The sequence below is a fragment of the Dokdonia ponticola genome (assembly GCF_042653865.1).
Lineage (GTDB): Bacteria > Bacteroidota > Bacteroidia > Flavobacteriales > Flavobacteriaceae > Dokdonia > Dokdonia ponticola.
Window position 1 is genome coordinate 359,500 of record NZ_JBHSFV010000001.1, and the last position, 17,530, is coordinate 377,029.

The window sequence follows — 17,530 nt, forward strand, 5'->3', positions numbered from 1 at the left end:
TCCTTTTTTTATACCTAAACATCTCATTATTTAAGCTTTAACTCAAGATTTCTTCTTAAACTAGAAAAAATAATATCAAAATGTTAAAATTACTTTTTTTGGTAACATTTCCCAATCACTAAAGTCTTATAAGCATAATTACGATAGTGTACGTGGTTATAGTATGTTATACAAAGTAATATGTATAACATACATTCATCAATCAAAATCAATCAGAATATGAGACAATTCATGTTAGCACTTGTGCTATTATGGGGTAGTTTGACCTACGCCCATCCAAACAATCCAGTTGAAAAGATCGGAACGATCAAAGGAAAAGTACTGGATAAACAACTACAAGAACCACTTCCGTTTGTAACAATTTCTATCCTAGATGCTTCAGGTGAAATTATTACAGGAGGGATCACAGATGACAATGGTCTGTTTGAAATTAAAGGAATTTCTGAAGGAGAAAATACCGTAACCATCCAGTTTATAGGGTATAAAATATACAGTGTGCCTCTAAAAATTGATCGCAATAATAAGGATGTTGATTTAGGAACAATAGAACTAGAAGAGGAAGCTACAGGTCTTGACGAAGTCACTGTCGTTGCAGAACGTACGACCATTCAGCAAAAAATAGATCGTAAAGTAATTACGGTAGGGAAAGACTTGACCACCTCTGGTCCTACTGCGGGAGATATTATGAATAACCTTCCGTCTGTCACAGTAGATCAACAATCTGGAAATTTATCATTACGAGGGAATCAGAACGTACAAGTGATGATAGACGGAAAGCTGTCTAATGTACCTGTTGCTCAATTATTACGACAAATCCCTTCTACTTCTATTAAGCAAATTGAGTTAATTACCAACCCATCAGCAAAGTACAATCCAGAAGGAATGAGCGGGCTGATTAATATCATTCTTCATAAGAATGCAAATCTAGGGTTTAATGCAAATATCAACACAGGAATTACCTATCAAGACAATCCAAAATGGAATACAGGTATTGATCTTAACTACAGAAACGGAAAATTCAACTTTTTTGGAAGTTGGGGTGGTAATTACAACAAGAATAGAAATTTTGGCTTTGTAGATCGTGAGCAAGATCAGATTTTTCAGGACATAGACTTCTTTGATGATAGCAATTCTAACCTCTTTAAAGTAGGGGTAGATTATTATCTCAATGAGAAAAACACACTATCTGTTTTTACAAATCAGAATATCTTTAATGGATTTGTCACGGGAATAACCCAAGTTGATTTCCCAACAGATGCCAATGATGTGAGTCAGATTTTTGATAATAGAAATGATAATATGTCTTCACAATACAATCTGAATTATAAACTTGAATTACCTAAAGAAGGTAGCTCTGTTGAGTTGGAAGTAGATCACAATATCTTTTCAGGAGATGAAAATGGGCTTTTCCTTTTTGATGGAGAAAATGTAGCGCAAGATTATGTAGATGACATTAATACAGATCGTAGGAGAACGACGATTAACTTAGATTATGTAAACCCGTTATCAGAGACCTTAAAACTAGAAGCGGGGGCACAAGCACGTATTTTTAGCTCTGAAATTGGTCGAAGTACCGATCAGTTTGTCATTAATCCGTTTAACCTTTCTACAGATCCTACTACCTTTATCAATGCACCTAGCACCAACTTTGACTATGCAAGAGATATTTATTCTTTGTATGCATCTGTGAATAAAAAATGGGAGAAATGGTCGGCACAATTTGGGCTTCGTTTTGAGTCTGTAAATGTCACTGCCGATACCAAAGAAACATTCCTAGACGGCATCGTTACCGATGACTTATCCAATTTTGACATCGATCCTTCGGTAGATGTGTCTCGTGATGGGAATAGTGTACTTCGCAGTTTTGGAAATGATTATACACAGGTATATCCATCGGCGTTTATTACCTACAACCCTTCTGAAAAGAATCAATATCAATTGAGTTATAGCAGACGTGTCGATCGGCCAGGGATCGGACAAGTAAATCCGATTAGAGAATTTAGTACACCACTTATATCAGCATTTGGAAATCCGTCATTGATTCCGCAATTCACCAACTCTTTAGAAGTCAATTACACCCGTAATCTAGAAAAAGGATCGATTACTACAGGCGTCTTTTATCGTTCGGTGTCAGATCTAATTACGCAGGCGCTATTGTTTGATCGTACAGATCCAAACTTAAATAGTTTGATTTTTACCAATGACAACTTTGATGATACCTCATCCTATGGATTAGAAATCTCAGCAAATTACAAACCGTTGTCATGGTGGAGTTTTAACGCGAGTTTTGATATATTTTCGCAAACACAACAATCCTTTGCTGAAACTGTAGACCCTACTGTAGATAACCCAACAGTGAGTGATATTACAAGCAATAACTTTGAAATAGACAATGTTATCTGGAATTTTAGAGTGTTTAATAACTTCAAGGCTACCAAAAAATTAACCTTCTCTGCTTTCGTTTTATATCGTGGAGCAAACGAGAGTATTCAGTTTGAAGTAGATCCTATGTTTATGACTAATATCGGAGCACGTTACAACTTTTGGGAAGGAAAAGCTACGGCGAGTCTTAATTACAATGACATCTTTAATACCATGAAATTTCAAGGTACAGGAACGCGTCCTTTTAACCAGAATATCGAGTTTAACTGGGAAAGTAATACGATTAATGCAGCCTTATCCCTTCGTTTAGGAAGTAATAAATACCGTGCAAAATCTAGAAAACGCCGTGATAAAGATGAGAAAGAAGGAGGAGGAATTTTTTAGACGCTTTTACAATAACTCATCACATAGGTAGTGCGCTGACCTAACTTCCAACCACACTTGCGTACTATCTGTGATTTGAAAACCGAAGTTTCATCGCTTCGGTTTTCTTTTTTACTCTCTTGCTGGCGAGGCGAGTTCGCTCAAGCAAAATGGTTTCTACGAATAACAATGCCCGTTCGAGCCTGCCTGTTCGGCAGACAGGCGCAGTCGAGAACTCATCGTATCTGATGGATCATGGATAAACCTTTCCAATTACCTCGTTAACCGCTTTCGAGAAAGCATATAAAGAAACATATTCATAAAAAAAAAGGACTCTACAAATAATGTTGTCCGTTCGAGCCTGCCTGTTCGGCAGACAGGCGCAGTCGAGAATCCCTTGTAGCTAATTGAATTTCCGAAGATCTCTATAATTCATGGAATGTCAAACTGAGCCTGTCTAAGTTTTTACCATTCTGATTACCTATTCTCCTTCGACAGGCTCAGGATGACAATCAGTTTGTTTTTGACACATTTTAAATGATGTTTACAAAAGAAAACGTTTAATTATAAAAACGCTTAAAGATTTCTACCAACCGATCAGACGGAATCATCTTATGCTCGTGATCATCCATCTCGCTTAAGATTTGCTCAATGGCTTCTGGGCGAATCCCTAGTTTTAAACCATAGTTGCGCAAAGCATCTAACTCTGTAAAATGTGTCTCTTGATCGACATTCATTAAGAGTAATAATCTATGAAACTGGGAAATACGTTGTAATTCTGTGGTGAGCACATTTACTTTTAAAGGACGTGCATGTAGTGTATCTACGTCTGTTTTAGAAAGTCCTAAACGGGCAGCTACGGCAAGAATAAATTCATACTCACGCTCATGCAAAACATTATCTGCCTTTGCCAAGCCAATCATATCGGAAATAATCTGCTTTTTTTCTGTACTCACAACATTACCTATTTTGTCATGCAATATAAGAGATATTCTGTTTTTATGAAAATGGTGGAGTTATAATAATTGTAACACCTCATCTGTTTGTAAAAAGCAAAAGTTTTATTCTCTAAACACACATTTACAAATCAAAAAAGATTATAATACTGAATACTATATATTTGGAGTATGATCCTCATCCGCAACCGTAAAACCATCTTTATTCACATCCATAGGACTGGAGGTTCCAGTATGATTTCACTATTAAAAAAAGCACTACCCAATCAAGTAGATGTCATCGCTCAGCATGGAAATGCTTCGACCATGGAAAGAAAACTACTTGAAAAATATCCTGATTATTTTGTGTTTAGCATGGTCCGTAATCCTTGGGACAGGTTACTCTCTTGGTACTCGTTACTCCATAAATCTGATCCGCAAGATCTAGAAAGAGACAAGTTACGTTTTGAAGAATTTCTAATTGAAATAGCACAAGATAACGGGAATGATTCTTTTCTTTTAAATCAAATAGATTATTTTAAGAATTCCACACATTGTATAGATAATGTGACCATCTATCGGTTTGAAAACTATAGCGAAGAAGTGAAAAAAATAGCCAAACAGCTACAAATAAACATTCAAGAAATCCCAAGAAGTAATGAAACCCTAACCAAAGATTATAGGGAGTATTACACAGAAAAAAGCAAAGCACTCGTCACTGAAAAATGTGCGAGCGATATTGACTATTTTGGATATTTGTTCTAAAATTCTCCCTCATTACTGAAATAAGTTCAGCACAGGCACTAGCCTTCTAGCCCCCTACCCTCCGAAGGGGAACTCTTACTCGATACAAATAGAGTATTGTTCTAAAATAGCGTAGTACTCTATTTTTTAAAACCTAATAAGCCCCCTACTTACGCTCGTAAATAGAAATGTGTACTTTAGAAAATAATGTCCCTAACAAGAAACATTCAACCAATATTATCTGTTAACCGTTAACCGATAACCGATAATCGATAACCGTTAACAATTAACTCAATAACCACGAACAAAACTACAATCTAAAAACTACTAACAACAGACTAAAAGCTACCGCTAAAAGCTAAAAACCAACAGCTTATTCAAACCGAATCGACTTCACAGGGCTAATTTTTGTAATGATGTAGGAAGGAATCAATAACATCAAAAGACATAACACAAAAACACTCACATTAAGCAGTAAAATATGCCCCAAATTAATATAAACAGGCGCGACTTTGACGTAGTAGGTTTCGGGATTTAAGGTGATAATTCCAAAATACTGTTGGGCAAACACCAGTCCTAATCCAATGAGATTTCCCCAGAAGAGTCCCATCCCGATCAGGTACATGGCATTGTAGATAAAAATCTTACGTACACTATAATCAGAACTCCCTAGCGCTTTTAAAATCCCGATCATACGCGTGCGTTCCAAGATCAAAACCAATAATGCCACAATCATATTAATACCCGCTACGATAATCATAATAGCAATAATCAGAGCAATATTAAAATCAAATAATTTTACCCATTCAAAGATATTATGGTTCCGTTGAATCACGGTAATGGAGCGTAAAAAGGACCCTGAATTCTTGTACACATAATTATTGACCTCTTCGACCTTATCAAAATCGTCTATAAATACCTCAAAAGCACCCACTTCATAGTCTTTCCATCTGTTAATTCGTTGTATATGACGGATATCCGCCATGAGGTATGCCTTATCAAACTCCTGATATCCGCTCTCATAAATCCCTACAATATCCAGTCGTAAGGGTCGAGGGCGGTCAGAATTATCATCTATAAAATACACAATCACTTTATCACCAAGGGTAAATCCAAGCCGATTGGCCAAATAGCTACTAATGATCATTTCGGTATTCAGATCGCCTGTAAGCACAGGAAAACGCCCCTCAATAAGATAGTCATCAATGCGATCCCAATCATAATCGGCGCCAAGGCCTTTAACGAGTACACCTTCAAAATCGGTAGCGGTACGGATAATTCCTGCTCTGGTGGCTACGGCTTGCACATGCGTAACTTCGGGAACGGCTTCAAAGTCAGGATAAAAATCTTGATATAAAGGCACTGGATTTACCGTCTCTTCACTGTTATTTCCGTCAAAATTCGACACCAGCATATCGCCACTAAAAGCAGCCACTTTCTCCCTAATTTTTTTTTGTAAGCCCAATCCGGTCGCAATCGCAATGAGCATCGTGATCATCCCGATGGCAATCGCAATGATAGCAATTTTTATTATCGTCGTAGATGCACTACTTTTATACGATGTTGCCCCATGTAACCGTTTTGCTATAAAATACTCCAGATTCAAAATGCAGATTCTTTTGTTCAAAAATACCTTTTTTTTAACGCTCTTTCTTCTAATTTCGTGTGGAAATTCGCAAAAGACGAAAGTCGAAAGTCGAAATACGAATACGGATGTATCCGCTAAGAATACAAATCAGAAAGTATCACCTAGTTCTGAAGATGCTGTATACGCTTTCGCGAAAGCGGACTCCGCCTTAAAAAATACGAAATACGAAATACGAAATACGAGTTCTGATCAGAACCTTCCGATTGTGGTGGGCGCCAACAGAACGACTGAATATCTCCCGCTCTTACAAAATAAAAACGTGGGCGTGGTGACCAATCAGAGCGGCCTCATTTTTACATCCGAAATCCACAGCAAAGCACAAAGTACCCACTTGGTAGATTCGTTAGTAAGCCGCGGAGTTACTGTCAAACGCATATACTCGCCCGAACATGGTTTTAGAGGGAATGCAGATGCAGGCGAAAATGTAAAAGACGGGAAAGATCCAAAAACGGGACTTCCCATCATTTCGTTGCACGGAAAAAATAAAAAACCAACGCAAGACCAACTAGAAGATATTGATGTATTACTGTTTGATATTCAAGATGTAGGTGTACGCTTTTACACTTATATTTCAACACTTACCTATGTCATGGAAGCTGCCGCAGAAAAAGGGATTCCTGTGATTGTACTAGACAGGCCCAACCCCAACGCACATTATATAGACGGCCCTACCCTAGAACCTGAACACAGTAGTTTTTTAGGAATGCATCCCATCCCATTGGTCTACGGAATGACCATTGGAGAATATGCAAATATGGTGAATGGCGAGCAATGGCTCAAAAACGGCATTCAATGCGATGTAACCGTAATTCGTTTACAAAACTGGAATTACGATAGTCGGTACTCCTTACCTACGAGACCGTCACCTAATTTACCCAATGACCAAAGTATCAACCTGTATCCAAGTTTAGGTTTTTTTGAAGGCACTACAATCAACGCAGGACGAGGCACCGAAATGCAGTTTCAAATTTTTGGCTCTCCCCTATTGCCTTCTGATAAATTTCCATTTGAGTACACTCCACAGCCTAATTTTGGGGCGAGTAATCCCAAAGAAAAAGGAAACCGTTGCCACGGCATGGATTTACGAGATGAGGACTATCTCGCTAGTGTCAATCTAGCCTGGTTAGTAGAAGCCTATGCAGCTCATGCCGATAAAGAAAACTTCTTCAAAACATCCAGTTTCACGCTACATGCGGGTTCAGAGAAATTGCAACAACAAATCGAACGAGGGGATACTTTTGAAGAAATAAAGAAAGAATGGTCTCCAGCAATCGAACGTTTTAAAAACATCCGCGAAAAATACCTCATCTATCAACACTAAAACGACACTTATATGATCAAACAATTACTTATGACATTGATCGTACTTACGAGTACGTGTATAGGCTATTCTCAAGAAGAAGAAATTGAAATTGAAATTGAAGCCATTATTGCGCAAGGCTATGAATCCTATATAGAAGGAGATTACGAAACCTCTATTGCGGTTTACAAACAAGCAATAGCAATAGATCCTACATCTGCACTGGCAAACAACCAAATTGCTTTGAGTTACTATAAACTAGGAGATTATGATAATGCGATTCTGTATAGTGAAAAAGTCATACAAGATAATAATGATCCTGTCTATGTGCTTTCTTCGTATGTAACCAAAGGGTCTTGCCTCGATATTATAGGAGAAATAGACGCCTCCATCAAAATATTCAAAGAAGGGATTGAAAAATTTCCAGAGGATCATTATTTACAATACAACTTAGCCGTAAATTATTTCAAAATAAATGATCTTAAAAACGCAGAATATCATGCCCTACAAAGCGCCAACATAGACAAAAACCATTTGAGCACTCACTATTTACTAGCGCATATTAATCACAAAAAAGAAGAAAAGATCCCAACCCTCCTGAGTTCATTTTATTTTTTATTGGCTGAACCACATACAGAAAGGGCTAAAGAAGCGTTAGATATGGTATATACAAATTTTAGTAAGGGTGTTCAGGAAGAAACCACCAAAGAAGGTGAACCTAAAAATATTAATATTACGTTGAAAACGAATTCAGAATTTGGATCTTCCGAGTTAATGCTTTCTTTATTAGAGGCCTCTAAGAGTTTAGAAAAGAATAAAGATACATCTGAAGACGAATTATTTATAGAAAATACCACTTCGTTCTTTACAACACTTGGTGACACCAATAAAGAAACCGACGGATTATGGAAAGGGTTTTATATTCCGTTTTTTTACACGTTAGCACAAAGTGAGCACATAAAAACCTTTTGTCATTATGTACAACAAAGCAAAAACGAAAATTCTGTTGCTTGGCTGAAAGAAAATGAACAAAAAATAAATGCTATGTTTTCATGGCTCAATAGTTGATCAAAAAACAATCAAAAAAACCGAGGATTCTGGATATGAGAATTCTCAATTATAGAAAATACATACTATGAAAAAGATCAAATTTTTACTCTTAGGAATTTTAGCATCCCTTACCCTAGTGAATTGCTCTGATGATCTAGATGATGTGATCAGACCTGCGAGTAATCTAGAAATCTCACAATTTATATATAGAGGTCTTAACTTCTGGTCCTTATATAAATCAGATGTGCCAGATTTGGCAAATGACCGCTTTGAAAGTGATGAAGAACGTGATGCTTTTTTGGAGAGTTTTGAATCCCCGGAAGCTACTTTTGAAGGGTTACTCTCACCTAATGACCGTTTTAGTATTTTAAGAGATGATTATATTGAATTAGAAAATGCGTTAAGCGGAATCCGCCGCTCTACGGGAATGCGCTTTGCCTTATTTAATGATCCTTCGGGCAATGGAGATGTATTTGGACTCGTACGTTATGTGATTAATAACAGTCCTGCGCAAGATGCAGGTGTACAACGCGGCATGATCTTTACGGGAATAGACGGAGTATTACTCACAAACACTTCTGACTTTGATGAGATTTTTGGACGAGATGCCTTCACACTCAATCTCGCCGATTATGATCCAGACACTGAACTCTTTACACTTAACGGTACCAACATTGATCTCAACCAAATAGAACTTACGATTAACCCAGTACATACCGCCAGAACACTCACCGTAGAGGGTGAACAAATCGGCTACTTACACTACACCGGGTTTACCAACGAATTTGATGACCAACTCAATAATGTCTTTGCACAATTTCAAGCAGACGGTATTACCGATCTTATCTTAGATCTACGTTACAACGGAGGGGGTTCTATTGAAACTGCCAATGATTTGAGTTCGATGATTACAGGGCAGTTTAACGGAGAGATCTTTATAAGACAAACCTATAATGACGACCGAAATCCTGATAACCAATTTGACCGTCGTTTTAATGCTAATATTGGAAGTGGCAACAACGGCGCAAGTATCAATAGTTTGAACCTAACTAGAGTCTATGTGATCACTACAGGAAGCTCTGCCTCTGCCAGCGAATTGATTTTAAGCGGACTTGATCCGTACATTGAAGTCATTCAAGTAGGAACAACCACTTCAGGGAAATTTGAAGGCTCTTTCTTATTATATGACTCCCCAGATTTCAGAAGAACCGATGCCATTAATCCCAACCATCGCTATGTGATGTTACCACTCGTATTACGCTCTGTAAACGCCAACGGACTCACCGATTATTTTGATGGCTTTACGCCTGATATTGTGATCGCAGAAGACTTTAGAAACTTGGGGCAATTAGGTGTTCAAGGAGAACCTTTACTGGATGCTGTCATCAACGAAATTCTCTTAGGAAGAAGTGCTGCTGCCCATTACAACACTCGCGAATTACCCGCTGTATTCTACAGCGATCAAAATGATGTGTTGTATCAACGGATGTTGAATGAGTAGCCTCAAAGCCCCCTAGCCCCCAAAGGGGGAATGCTTACTCTTTCCCTATATGATGAATAAAATCTAAATCACAGCTCCTTCCCTCTCTGAGGGAAGGTGGATGTATCGAGATACGAGATACAGACGGAAGGGAGCTTGTTTGTACATTGTACAGTACATAATAGAATCCCCAAAGACAAAATCTAAAACCATAAAAAATCCCTTCTCCCTCTGGGAGAAAGTTATACCAGTTATTAATTGAATTTACTGGAAAAGAAAACGATGATTTTTTTCTTTATTTGAGAAAGAAAACTAAAGCATAGCCTAAGCTACGGTTTCTTTTTTCTTGTTAAATAGAAAGGAAAAAAGGGTGTTTTATTACAGTAAATTCAATTGGTAAATGGTATTAGTACCTGTGCTGAACTCGTTTCAGTAATTAGGGAACAAAAAACGCGAGTCTGTCCCCTAATACATGCTCGCGTTTTTCAATCCGTAAGTAAAATACGACTACGGATTCACATATACGTTGTCGGGAATAATCCCTACATTTAGTGTCCTTGTTAAGGTATTGTCTTGTAAATTATAGATCTCTAATGTTCCGTTACTCGCGAAATCTCCTGCGTTACATCCAATCAATGTAGTGCCATTATTGACCACAAACATATTAAAGAAACTCATCCCAGAAAGCTCAGGTGTACTTGGGATTTGAAAATTAGCCGTCGTGGTTTTAAACACGTCACCTGCTAAGAAATAATATAAATCATCACCTGCAATATTCAAATAGTTAGGATGATCCTGTGCTCCAAAAACAAAGGTCGTAATCACCTGATTGCTTGAGGTATTAATTCGGGTGAGCGTTCCTGGCGTTTCATTACCTGTAAAAGCGGGGCTTCCTCCTGCAAGCACCCATAAATTTCCATCACTATCCAATTGCATAGAGTTAGGTACATCCCCTACATTTATGGTAGAAGTTACCATATCGATAGTTGGGTCAATCACAGTAACGATATCATTCACCCCAAAACCACCCTGGTTTGCCACATACAAGTTAAAACGATTAAAAATCATTTCCTCAGGTCCTTCTCCCACAGGAATAGTTCCTGTTACAGTATTTGTTGTAAGATCAATCACCGCAATAAAATCATCGGTGGCTATGGTAGGATCTCCCCAGTTAGATACGTACCCTTTTCCATTGGCATCTATAAAATATCTCGGGTTATTCAATCCCGTTTCAATACGTCCCACTTCCTCAAACGTAAATCGATTCACCACGGTGATCCGGTTACTATTGTTTGCTATCACATAGGCCAAGTCGCCCGAAAAACCAATCGACTGCACGATATTCCCAAGATTATCATCATTCACATCTTGATAAATATAAGTATCTGCTGTCGTTAAACTTGCATCAACAAAATCAACACTTCCAAAACCTGTATTAAAAGGCCCTTGATTGGTCACTAAAAAACCATTTTCAAAAGGAAGCACCTCCTCTGGATCAGGATCAGGATCTGGTGTAAAAACGTCATCGTCGTTACTACACGCATATAAAAACAGCGTTCCAAAAATAGCAATCCATAAAAGTTTGTAGAATTTCATAGTTTAAAATGTATAAGTAGTTTGTAAAATAAAGTTTTGCCCTGGGTTCGGTCTAAAGGCAATGGTTTGATAGTTTTTATTAAATATATTTCTCGCTTGAAGCGAAATAGCAATCTGCTGTTCTTTTTTCTTCACCAATGTGTAATTCATTCCTACGTTGGACACTGCATATCCTGGCAAGACATCCGAATGATCTGTGGTAGTATAGACCCTGTCATTGTATAACAACTGATAAAACGCAGAGAATCGATCAAAAGTATATCCCACACTTGCTGTGATTTTCTGTTTGGGCACATACAAAAGTTGCTTCCCTGTCTCTATATCTTCTGCGATGGTGTATCCATATTGCCCTGTCATAGTAAATACATGCTCCCCTATATAGAAACTATAATCAGTCATCAGTTCTGCGCCATAATTACGTGTTTCAGATAGATTTTCGGGACTCCAAATCCCTGAAAAATCAGGCCGCCAAACAATCAAATCATCCGTCTTTATATAATACGTGTTCAGTCGTACATTCAGATCTTTATACCTAAAACGATGCCCCAATTCCACTTGAAAGCTGGTCTCTGGGATCAAGTCTGGATTTCCTCTCGATCCTGCACCTTTCCAGTACACGTCGTTATAGGTCGGGATGCGGTAATTTCGAGAAGCATTGATAGAGATGATATAGCTAAGCAGATTCGTGCCCGCCTGCTCGGCCGGCAGGAAAGCGTACTCAGAACTCACCCCAAACAGCAACGGACTATCAAATGTATTGGTCACCTCTTGTCGTGCTTGAATTCCATAGTTCCATTTTTTGGTCACCTGATGATGCCATAACGTACTCGCCGAAAAAGCATTGCGTGTTGCCTGCTGAATGGTACTCCCACTGCCATCAACCGTAGTGTAATCAAGCGTTGTTTTCAGCCGTTTATCTTTTCCAAACCGATACGTAAAGTCATAATTTGCAGTATATCGAATCGCTTTTCCAAGCGTAGAAATCTCCCGGTTGGTTTCACTGGGAAAGTAGCGAAACTGCTCAAAGACATGCGCCACTCGGAGTTTAGAATCATAATTGGTATCACTCGCTTGCCATTCGATAAGCGTACGGGTATTTCGGTCCTGATACGCATCGTCAGACGGTGCGGTGAGCGTCCCCGAAAAGTTGCGATCTCCTAGGAAAGTATTGTGGTAAATCTTGATAAGCTGTTTTCGCGAAAGCGTAAATCCAACATTCGCATTGAGATTGGTGTTCTCAAACTGCCCATTCTCATTCCGCTGATCCGTATCAAGATATTCAAAATCATTATCACTTCGCGTATAATCTATCGCCACATCCCCATAGAATTTTTCAGTACCAAATCGCGATTTAAAATTCCCTGAAGGCGTATTAAAACTCCCGTAGCTGAGGGCTAATTGGTTTTCAAAACGGGGGGCAAACGAGATCTCATTATTCAAATGAATACTCCCACCTATTGCACCCGATCCATACGGAATACTCCCACCGCCGCTTCGCACATCAATATGATCATAATTCCGACTAGAAATCGTATTAAAATCCGTTTGTCCGTTGAGTTGTGAGTTGATGTTGATGCCATTCCAAACCACAGCCGTTTGCTGTGCAGAAGTCCCCCTAAAAGATGGAGAAGACACCCCGCCTGGCCCATTTTCTCGCAAGAAAATAAGGCTTTGGTAACGCAACACCTCTGTCAGCGCTGTTTTGGAATTGTTGAGCACAGAGTCGGTCACTCTAGTCACGGTAACCCCTTGTGAGAAGTCACGTAACTTCACGTCACTCAGAATCACCTCAGGCAATACCTGTAAGCTATCTATTTGCGAATGTGCCGTACTCATGCAAACGCATAGTACCATCACGATGTAGGCGATTTTTTGTTTCATCATCTGTGACCTTTTACCCGAAAGTCAGTCGATATTAGTTATAAATCGTGGCAGGTCTCCTGGCTTGCTTCTTGTTAAAAGCCTTCCCATCTTGACACCTCAAGACAGTGGCGGTGTAGTGTTTTTAACAAGTCCTATACAAGGGTATAGGCACAGCTTACAGTTGCGGGAACAGCTTTTGTTTTTCACAAAATTCCCTTTTAATTGGTGAGTATGTGTTTACTCTCCAAACCAAAATTCTCAACAAAGGTATGGTTTTTATGAGAATAAAGAGGAAAGAATATAGGTTTTAAAAATAGAGTGTTACTCTATTTTTGAAATCGAAGCTAAAACTGAAACTGAAGTTCCCCTTTTGGGGGTTAGGGGGCTCTCCCTTCCGTCTGTATCTCGTGCCTCGATACAGCCACCTTCCCTCAGAGAGGGAAGGAGCTGTAATTTTAGATTTATTCATGTGAGAGGTAAACGATAGGAGTTCTCCCTATTTAGTCAATTGTCACACTGAGCTTGTCGAAGTGCTTTCTTACTAATAAAGTTTATAAACTAGGTCTTCGACAAGCTCAGACTGACAAAGCATTAAGAAATGTGTTTTTAAATGCATCTAAAGCTTTAAGAAACCTCTTTAAGAAAATCAAAAACACCTCTTTTCATTCCTATTTGTTTTTTCTCTTTTTTAAATACTACTTTTGAAGAATGAATAAACATTGGCAACAGTTTTGGATATTTCTTTTTATTTTGACAGGTATTACTGCTTGTAAAAAAGAAACGAAACAGGAAGTAATTGAAACCAAAACGGCTCAAAAACAGGCTGTTGACTATGCTACAGGCTTTACCATCAGTACTTTTTCTAACTATACGCTGATCGAAGTAACCGACGCTTTTCCGGGTACGGAAAACGTATACCGATATGCTTTAGTGGAAGATACAGGCGCCTTGCCAACCCACAACGATACGGCATCGCTGACGAGTTTACTCCAAGAAAACAAAATAGATGCGATTGTCAAAGTCCCTCTAAAATCTATAGTGGTGACCTCTACCACGCACATTCCTTCGTTGGAAATGCTAGGAGTAGATCATACGCTTACGGGCTTTCCAAATCTAGATTATATCTCCAGTGCCAAGACCCGAAAACGGATTGAAAGCGGAAAAATCAAAGAACTCGGACAAAACGAAGCCATCAATACCGAAGTCGCCATCGACCTCAATCCGGATGCGGTGATTGGATTTGGTGTCGACGGTCAAAACACCTCTCTTAATTCCCTTGAAAAAGCAGGCATTCCTGTGTTGTACAACGGTGATTGGGTAGAGAAAAGTCCGTTGGGAAAAGCCGAATGGATTAAGTTTTTTGGCGCGTTGTACGGCAAATCAAAAGAAGCAGATAGTATTTTCAAGTCTATAGAAACGGAATACCTCACCACCAAAAAACTGGCGCAAGAAGTCAGCCAACGCCCAACGGTCTTGAGCGGTGCGATGTACAAAGATGTGTGGTATTTACCCCACGGAGAAAGCTGGCCCGCACAACTGATTGAAGACGCTGGCGGTGACTATTTATGGAAAGACAGTAAAGGCACAGGAAGCATCGGATTAAGCATTGAGTCGGTGCTAGATAAAGGTCAAAACGCCGACTTCTGGATCGCACCAGGTCAATTTGGAAGCTACCAAACACTCGCCGAAGCCCATGCAGTGTACACTCAATTTGAAGCCTTTAAAAATAAAAAACTATACACCTTTACAACCAAAAAAGGCGCTACAGGTGGGATGTTATATTACGAACTCGCCCCCAACCGACCCGATTTGGTATTAAAAGATCTCGTGTATTATTTACATCCAGAACTCTTGCCCAATTACCAACCTTATTTCTATACGCCTTTTGAAGACTAATCGTTCTCATACCGTCCCTTTACTACTACTCGCCATAGGCTTGGTGTGCTGTTTTGTGATTAGTTTGAGTTTAGGATCTGTGGCAATCCCCATGTCTGATGTGGTCAAAAGCTTATTTGGTGGAGAAGTCAGCAAACCCGCTTGGGCATTTATTATTTATGAGTACAGACTCCCCAAAGCGCTCATGGCGATGATTACGGGTAGTGGTCTTGCTGTGGCAGGATTGTTAATGCAAACCCTGTTTCGCAATCCGCTGGCAGGGCCGTTTGTCTTGGGAATTAGTAGTGGTGCCAGTTTGGGGGTAGCATTGTTTATTTTGGGCGGTACCGTATTGGGCATTTCTAGTTCGCTTGCATTTGGAAAATGGGGATTGATTATCGCAGCGGCGGCCGGAAGTTTTCTCGTATTTTTAATGGTATTGGCCGTTGCATCACGAGTGCGCGATACGATGGCATTGCTCATTATCGGTTTAATGGTCGGAAGTCTCACCTCTGCGGTCGTAAGTGTCCTCTCCTATTTTAGCAAAGCCGAAGAACTCCAACAATACATTTTTTGGTCGTTTGGAAGTCTTGGCGATGTCTCTTGGCAAAGCATCCGAATACTCTTATACTGTTTTATCGCTGGTCTTATCCTAGCGCTGACCCACCTCAAAGAACTCAATGCCCTTTTGCTAGGCGATGCCTACGCGAAAACCTTGGGCGTTCACTATACCCGAAGTCGATTTGTCATCATTATCGCGACCAGTCTGTTGGCGGGAAGCATTACCGCTTTTGCGGGACCCATTGCCTTTATTGGGCTTGCCGTACCCCATTTGATTCGGCAAATCATGCCTACTTCCGACCACCGTGTATTATTTCCCGCAGTGATTTTAGGCGGTGCGATTCTGATGTTAATTTGTGATACGGTGGCACAAGTGCCTTTCAGTGAATATACCCTTCCGATCAATGCTGTCACTGCCTTGGTGGGTGCACCCGTGGTGATTTGGTTATTGGTACGTAAAAAGAAATTAGTGTTTTGATGGAGCGTCCTGTGACACATACCGTTCTTGCCACTCAAGACCTCTGCATTGGCTATGCCTCCAAAAAAGGGAATACGTTGATAGCCTCCGAGATTAATCTTGCCATACCCCAAGGTCAATTGGTGGGACTCGTCGGCATTAATGGTGCTGGAAAATCTACCTTATTACGTACGTTGGCAGGTTTACAAAATCCCCTTTCGGGAAATAGGACCCTGAATGACACCCCGCTTTCCAAAATCGAACCTCAGACCTTGGCAAAACAACTCTCTGTGGTGCTCACGGGGCAGGCGATTTCGAAGAATCTAAGCGTTGTCGAATTGGTGAGTTTGGGAAGACAACCCTATACCAATTGGCTCGGTTCACTCTCTGAAACCGATATAAACACCATCACCCTCGCCCTCCAAGCCACCGACACCGCCGACCTAAAACACAAGAAGTGCTACGAACTCAGTGACGGCCAACTCCAACGCGTGCTCATTGCCCGCGCCTTGACACAGGATACGTCTGTGATGCTCCTCGACGAACCAATGACGCATCTGGATTTACATCATAAAGCAGCAGTGCTCAAACTCCTCACCCAGATCGCTCACGAGCAAAAAAAACTTGTCTTGTTCTCCACCCACGACATCGAACTCGCGATTGCGCACTGCGATCAAATGATTGTCCTACAAGATGGAAAAGCAATCATTGATACTCCAAAACAACTGATCCAAAAAGGAGTTTTTGATGCGCTGTTTCCTTCGGAGAATGTACGATTTGATGCAGACTTGGGGAGGTTTGTGATTGGGTAAGTGTTTCTTTCAGGTTTTAAAGTTTCTTGATTTCTTGGTTTGAAGTTTCAGGTTTTAATAGTGTACGGTTAACTGTTAACTGTTAACTGTTAACGGTTAATGGTTAATGGTTAATGGTTAATGGTTAATGGTTAATGGTTAATGGTTATAATTTAATGTTTCAAATCTTCATTTCTCATTCTAATGCCCCATTAAAAATTGCAGTCATCTCGATCCTTCGACAAGCTCTGGATAGACTCTAGGAAAGATCACACAACTAGCTATTTTTAAACATCAACCTTTGCTTTGATTTCATTTTCGATTTTGATTTCAGAATGCCTCATACCTAATTCCTTCCCATTACGGGAAACCGCAAAGTAATTAGATAAAATCGTGTATTTTGCAATTTACTAAAAGCCGTTTATAACGGTTAGAAACGTTTGCAACGGTTCAACTAAAAATAAGCACCCTCACAAAACAACTAT

12 protein-coding genes and 1 riboswitch are annotated in these 17,530 nt (G+C 39.6%); of the genes, 8 read left to right on the forward strand and 4 right to left on the reverse strand.

All coding sequences use genetic code 11. The features are described from left to right. Positions 1-219 precede the first annotated feature (219 nt). A complete protein-coding gene (locus ACFO3O_RS01680) occupies positions 220-2,766 on the forward strand; it encodes a TonB-dependent receptor (protein ID WP_379976796.1) in 2,547 nt (848 codons plus the stop codon). Positions 2,767-3,305: 539 nt separating this feature from the next. Here ACFO3O_RS01680 and ACFO3O_RS01685 read toward each other — a convergent pair. Continuing rightward, on the reverse strand, positions 3,306-3,701 hold the full coding sequence (locus ACFO3O_RS01685) for a TerB family tellurite resistance protein (RefSeq protein ID WP_379976797.1): 396 nt from the start codon (positions 3,699-3,701) through the stop codon (positions 3,306-3,308). 171 nt (positions 3,702-3,872) lie between these two features. Here ACFO3O_RS01685 and ACFO3O_RS01690 point away from each other — a divergent pair, with 171 nt between their 5' ends. Then, positions 3,873-4,445: a sulfotransferase family 2 domain-containing protein gene (locus ACFO3O_RS01690; RefSeq protein WP_379976798.1), complete on the forward strand. Its 573-nt coding sequence runs from the start codon at positions 3,873-3,875 to the stop codon at positions 4,443-4,445. A 352-nt stretch (positions 4,446-4,797) separates the two neighbouring features. Here ACFO3O_RS01690 and ACFO3O_RS01695 read toward each other — a convergent pair whose 3' ends face one another. Next, entirely contained in the window at positions 4,798-6,030 is a 1,233-nt protein-coding gene (locus ACFO3O_RS01695; protein ID WP_379977235.1) for an ABC transporter permease, read from the reverse strand. A gap of 1 nt (position 6,031) precedes the next feature. Here ACFO3O_RS01695 and ACFO3O_RS01700 point away from each other — a divergent pair, with 1 nt between their 5' ends. From ACFO3O_RS01700 to ACFO3O_RS01710, 3 genes are all read left to right on the forward strand, one after another. Beyond that, the gene (locus ACFO3O_RS01700) at positions 6,032-7,393 is read left to right on the forward strand and encodes an exo-beta-N-acetylmuramidase NamZ family protein (protein WP_379976799.1); all 1,362 of its coding nucleotides are present in this window, start codon (positions 6,032-6,034) and stop codon (positions 7,391-7,393) included. Positions 7,394-7,405: 12 nt separating this feature from the next. Next, entirely contained in the window at positions 7,406-8,440 is a 1,035-nt protein-coding gene (locus ACFO3O_RS01705; RefSeq protein WP_379976801.1) for a tetratricopeptide repeat protein, read from the forward strand. A 67-nt stretch (positions 8,441-8,507) separates the two neighbouring features. Then, on the forward strand, positions 8,508-9,923 hold the full coding sequence (locus ACFO3O_RS01710) for a S41 family peptidase (RefSeq protein ID WP_379976802.1): 1,416 nt from the start codon (positions 8,508-8,510) through the stop codon (positions 9,921-9,923). A gap of 486 nt (positions 9,924-10,409) precedes the next feature. Here ACFO3O_RS01710 and ACFO3O_RS01715 read toward each other — a convergent pair whose 3' ends face one another. Together ACFO3O_RS01715 and ACFO3O_RS01720 are read right to left on the reverse strand one after the other, a co-directional pair. Further along, a complete protein-coding gene (locus ACFO3O_RS01715) occupies positions 10,410-11,498 on the reverse strand; it encodes a YncE family protein (RefSeq protein ID WP_379976803.1) in 1,089 nt (362 codons plus the stop codon). 3 nt (positions 11,499-11,501) lie between these two features. Next, the gene (locus tag ACFO3O_RS01720) at positions 11,502-13,382 is read right to left on the reverse strand and encodes a TonB-dependent receptor (protein ID WP_379976804.1); all 1,881 of its coding nucleotides are present in this window, start codon (positions 13,380-13,382) and stop codon (positions 11,502-11,504) included. Between the two features lie 29 nt (positions 13,383-13,411). Beyond that, positions 13,412-13,630, reverse strand: a riboswitch (cobalamin riboswitch). A 439-nt stretch (positions 13,631-14,069) separates the two neighbouring features. Between ACFO3O_RS01720 and ACFO3O_RS01725 the strand changes: the two genes are divergently transcribed. The 3 genes from ACFO3O_RS01725 to ACFO3O_RS01735 are packed head-to-tail and all read left to right on the forward strand — an operon-like array spanning position 14,070 to position 17,066. Next, positions 14,070-15,257, forward strand: a complete 1,188-nt coding sequence (locus ACFO3O_RS01725) for an ABC transporter substrate-binding protein (protein WP_379976805.1) — start codon at positions 14,070-14,072, stop codon at positions 15,255-15,257. Next, a complete protein-coding gene (locus tag ACFO3O_RS01730; RefSeq protein WP_379976806.1) occupies positions 15,247-16,275 on the forward strand; it encodes a FecCD family ABC transporter permease in 1,029 nt (342 codons plus the stop codon). The genes ACFO3O_RS01725 and ACFO3O_RS01730 overlap by 11 nt, the downstream gene beginning before the upstream one ends. After that, on the forward strand, positions 16,275-17,066 hold the full coding sequence (locus tag ACFO3O_RS01735) for an ABC transporter ATP-binding protein (RefSeq protein WP_379977236.1): 792 nt from the start codon (positions 16,275-16,277) through the stop codon (positions 17,064-17,066). Before ACFO3O_RS01730 ends, ACFO3O_RS01735 begins: the two co-directional genes overlap by 1 nt. The last annotated feature ends 464 nt before the right edge of the window (positions 17,067-17,530 follow it).

Coding starts and splice junctions, on each gene's coding strand:
- ACFO3O_RS01720 (WP_379976804.1), bottom strand. CDS start 13,382: ATGATGAAACAAAAAATCGCCTACATCGTGATGGTACTATGCGTTTGC.
- ACFO3O_RS01690 (WP_379976798.1), top strand. CDS start 3,873: ATGATCCTCATCCGCAACCGTAAAACCATCTTTATTCACATCCATAGG.
- ACFO3O_RS01710 (WP_379976802.1), top strand. CDS start 8,508: ATGAAAAAGATCAAATTTTTACTCTTAGGAATTTTAGCATCCCTTACC.
- ACFO3O_RS01705 (WP_379976801.1), top strand. CDS start 7,406: ATGATCAAACAATTACTTATGACATTGATCGTACTTACGAGTACGTGT.
- ACFO3O_RS01725 (WP_379976805.1), top strand. CDS start 14,070: ATGAATAAACATTGGCAACAGTTTTGGATATTTCTTTTTATTTTGACA.
- ACFO3O_RS01735 (WP_379977236.1), top strand. CDS start 16,275: ATGGAGCGTCCTGTGACACATACCGTTCTTGCCACTCAAGACCTCTGC.
- ACFO3O_RS01700 (WP_379976799.1), top strand. CDS start 6,032: ATGCAGATTCTTTTGTTCAAAAATACCTTTTTTTTAACGCTCTTTCTT.
- ACFO3O_RS01715 (WP_379976803.1), bottom strand. CDS start 11,498: ATGAAATTCTACAAACTTTTATGGATTGCTATTTTTGGAACGCTGTTT.
- ACFO3O_RS01680 (WP_379976796.1), top strand. CDS start 220: ATGAGACAATTCATGTTAGCACTTGTGCTATTATGGGGTAGTTTGACC.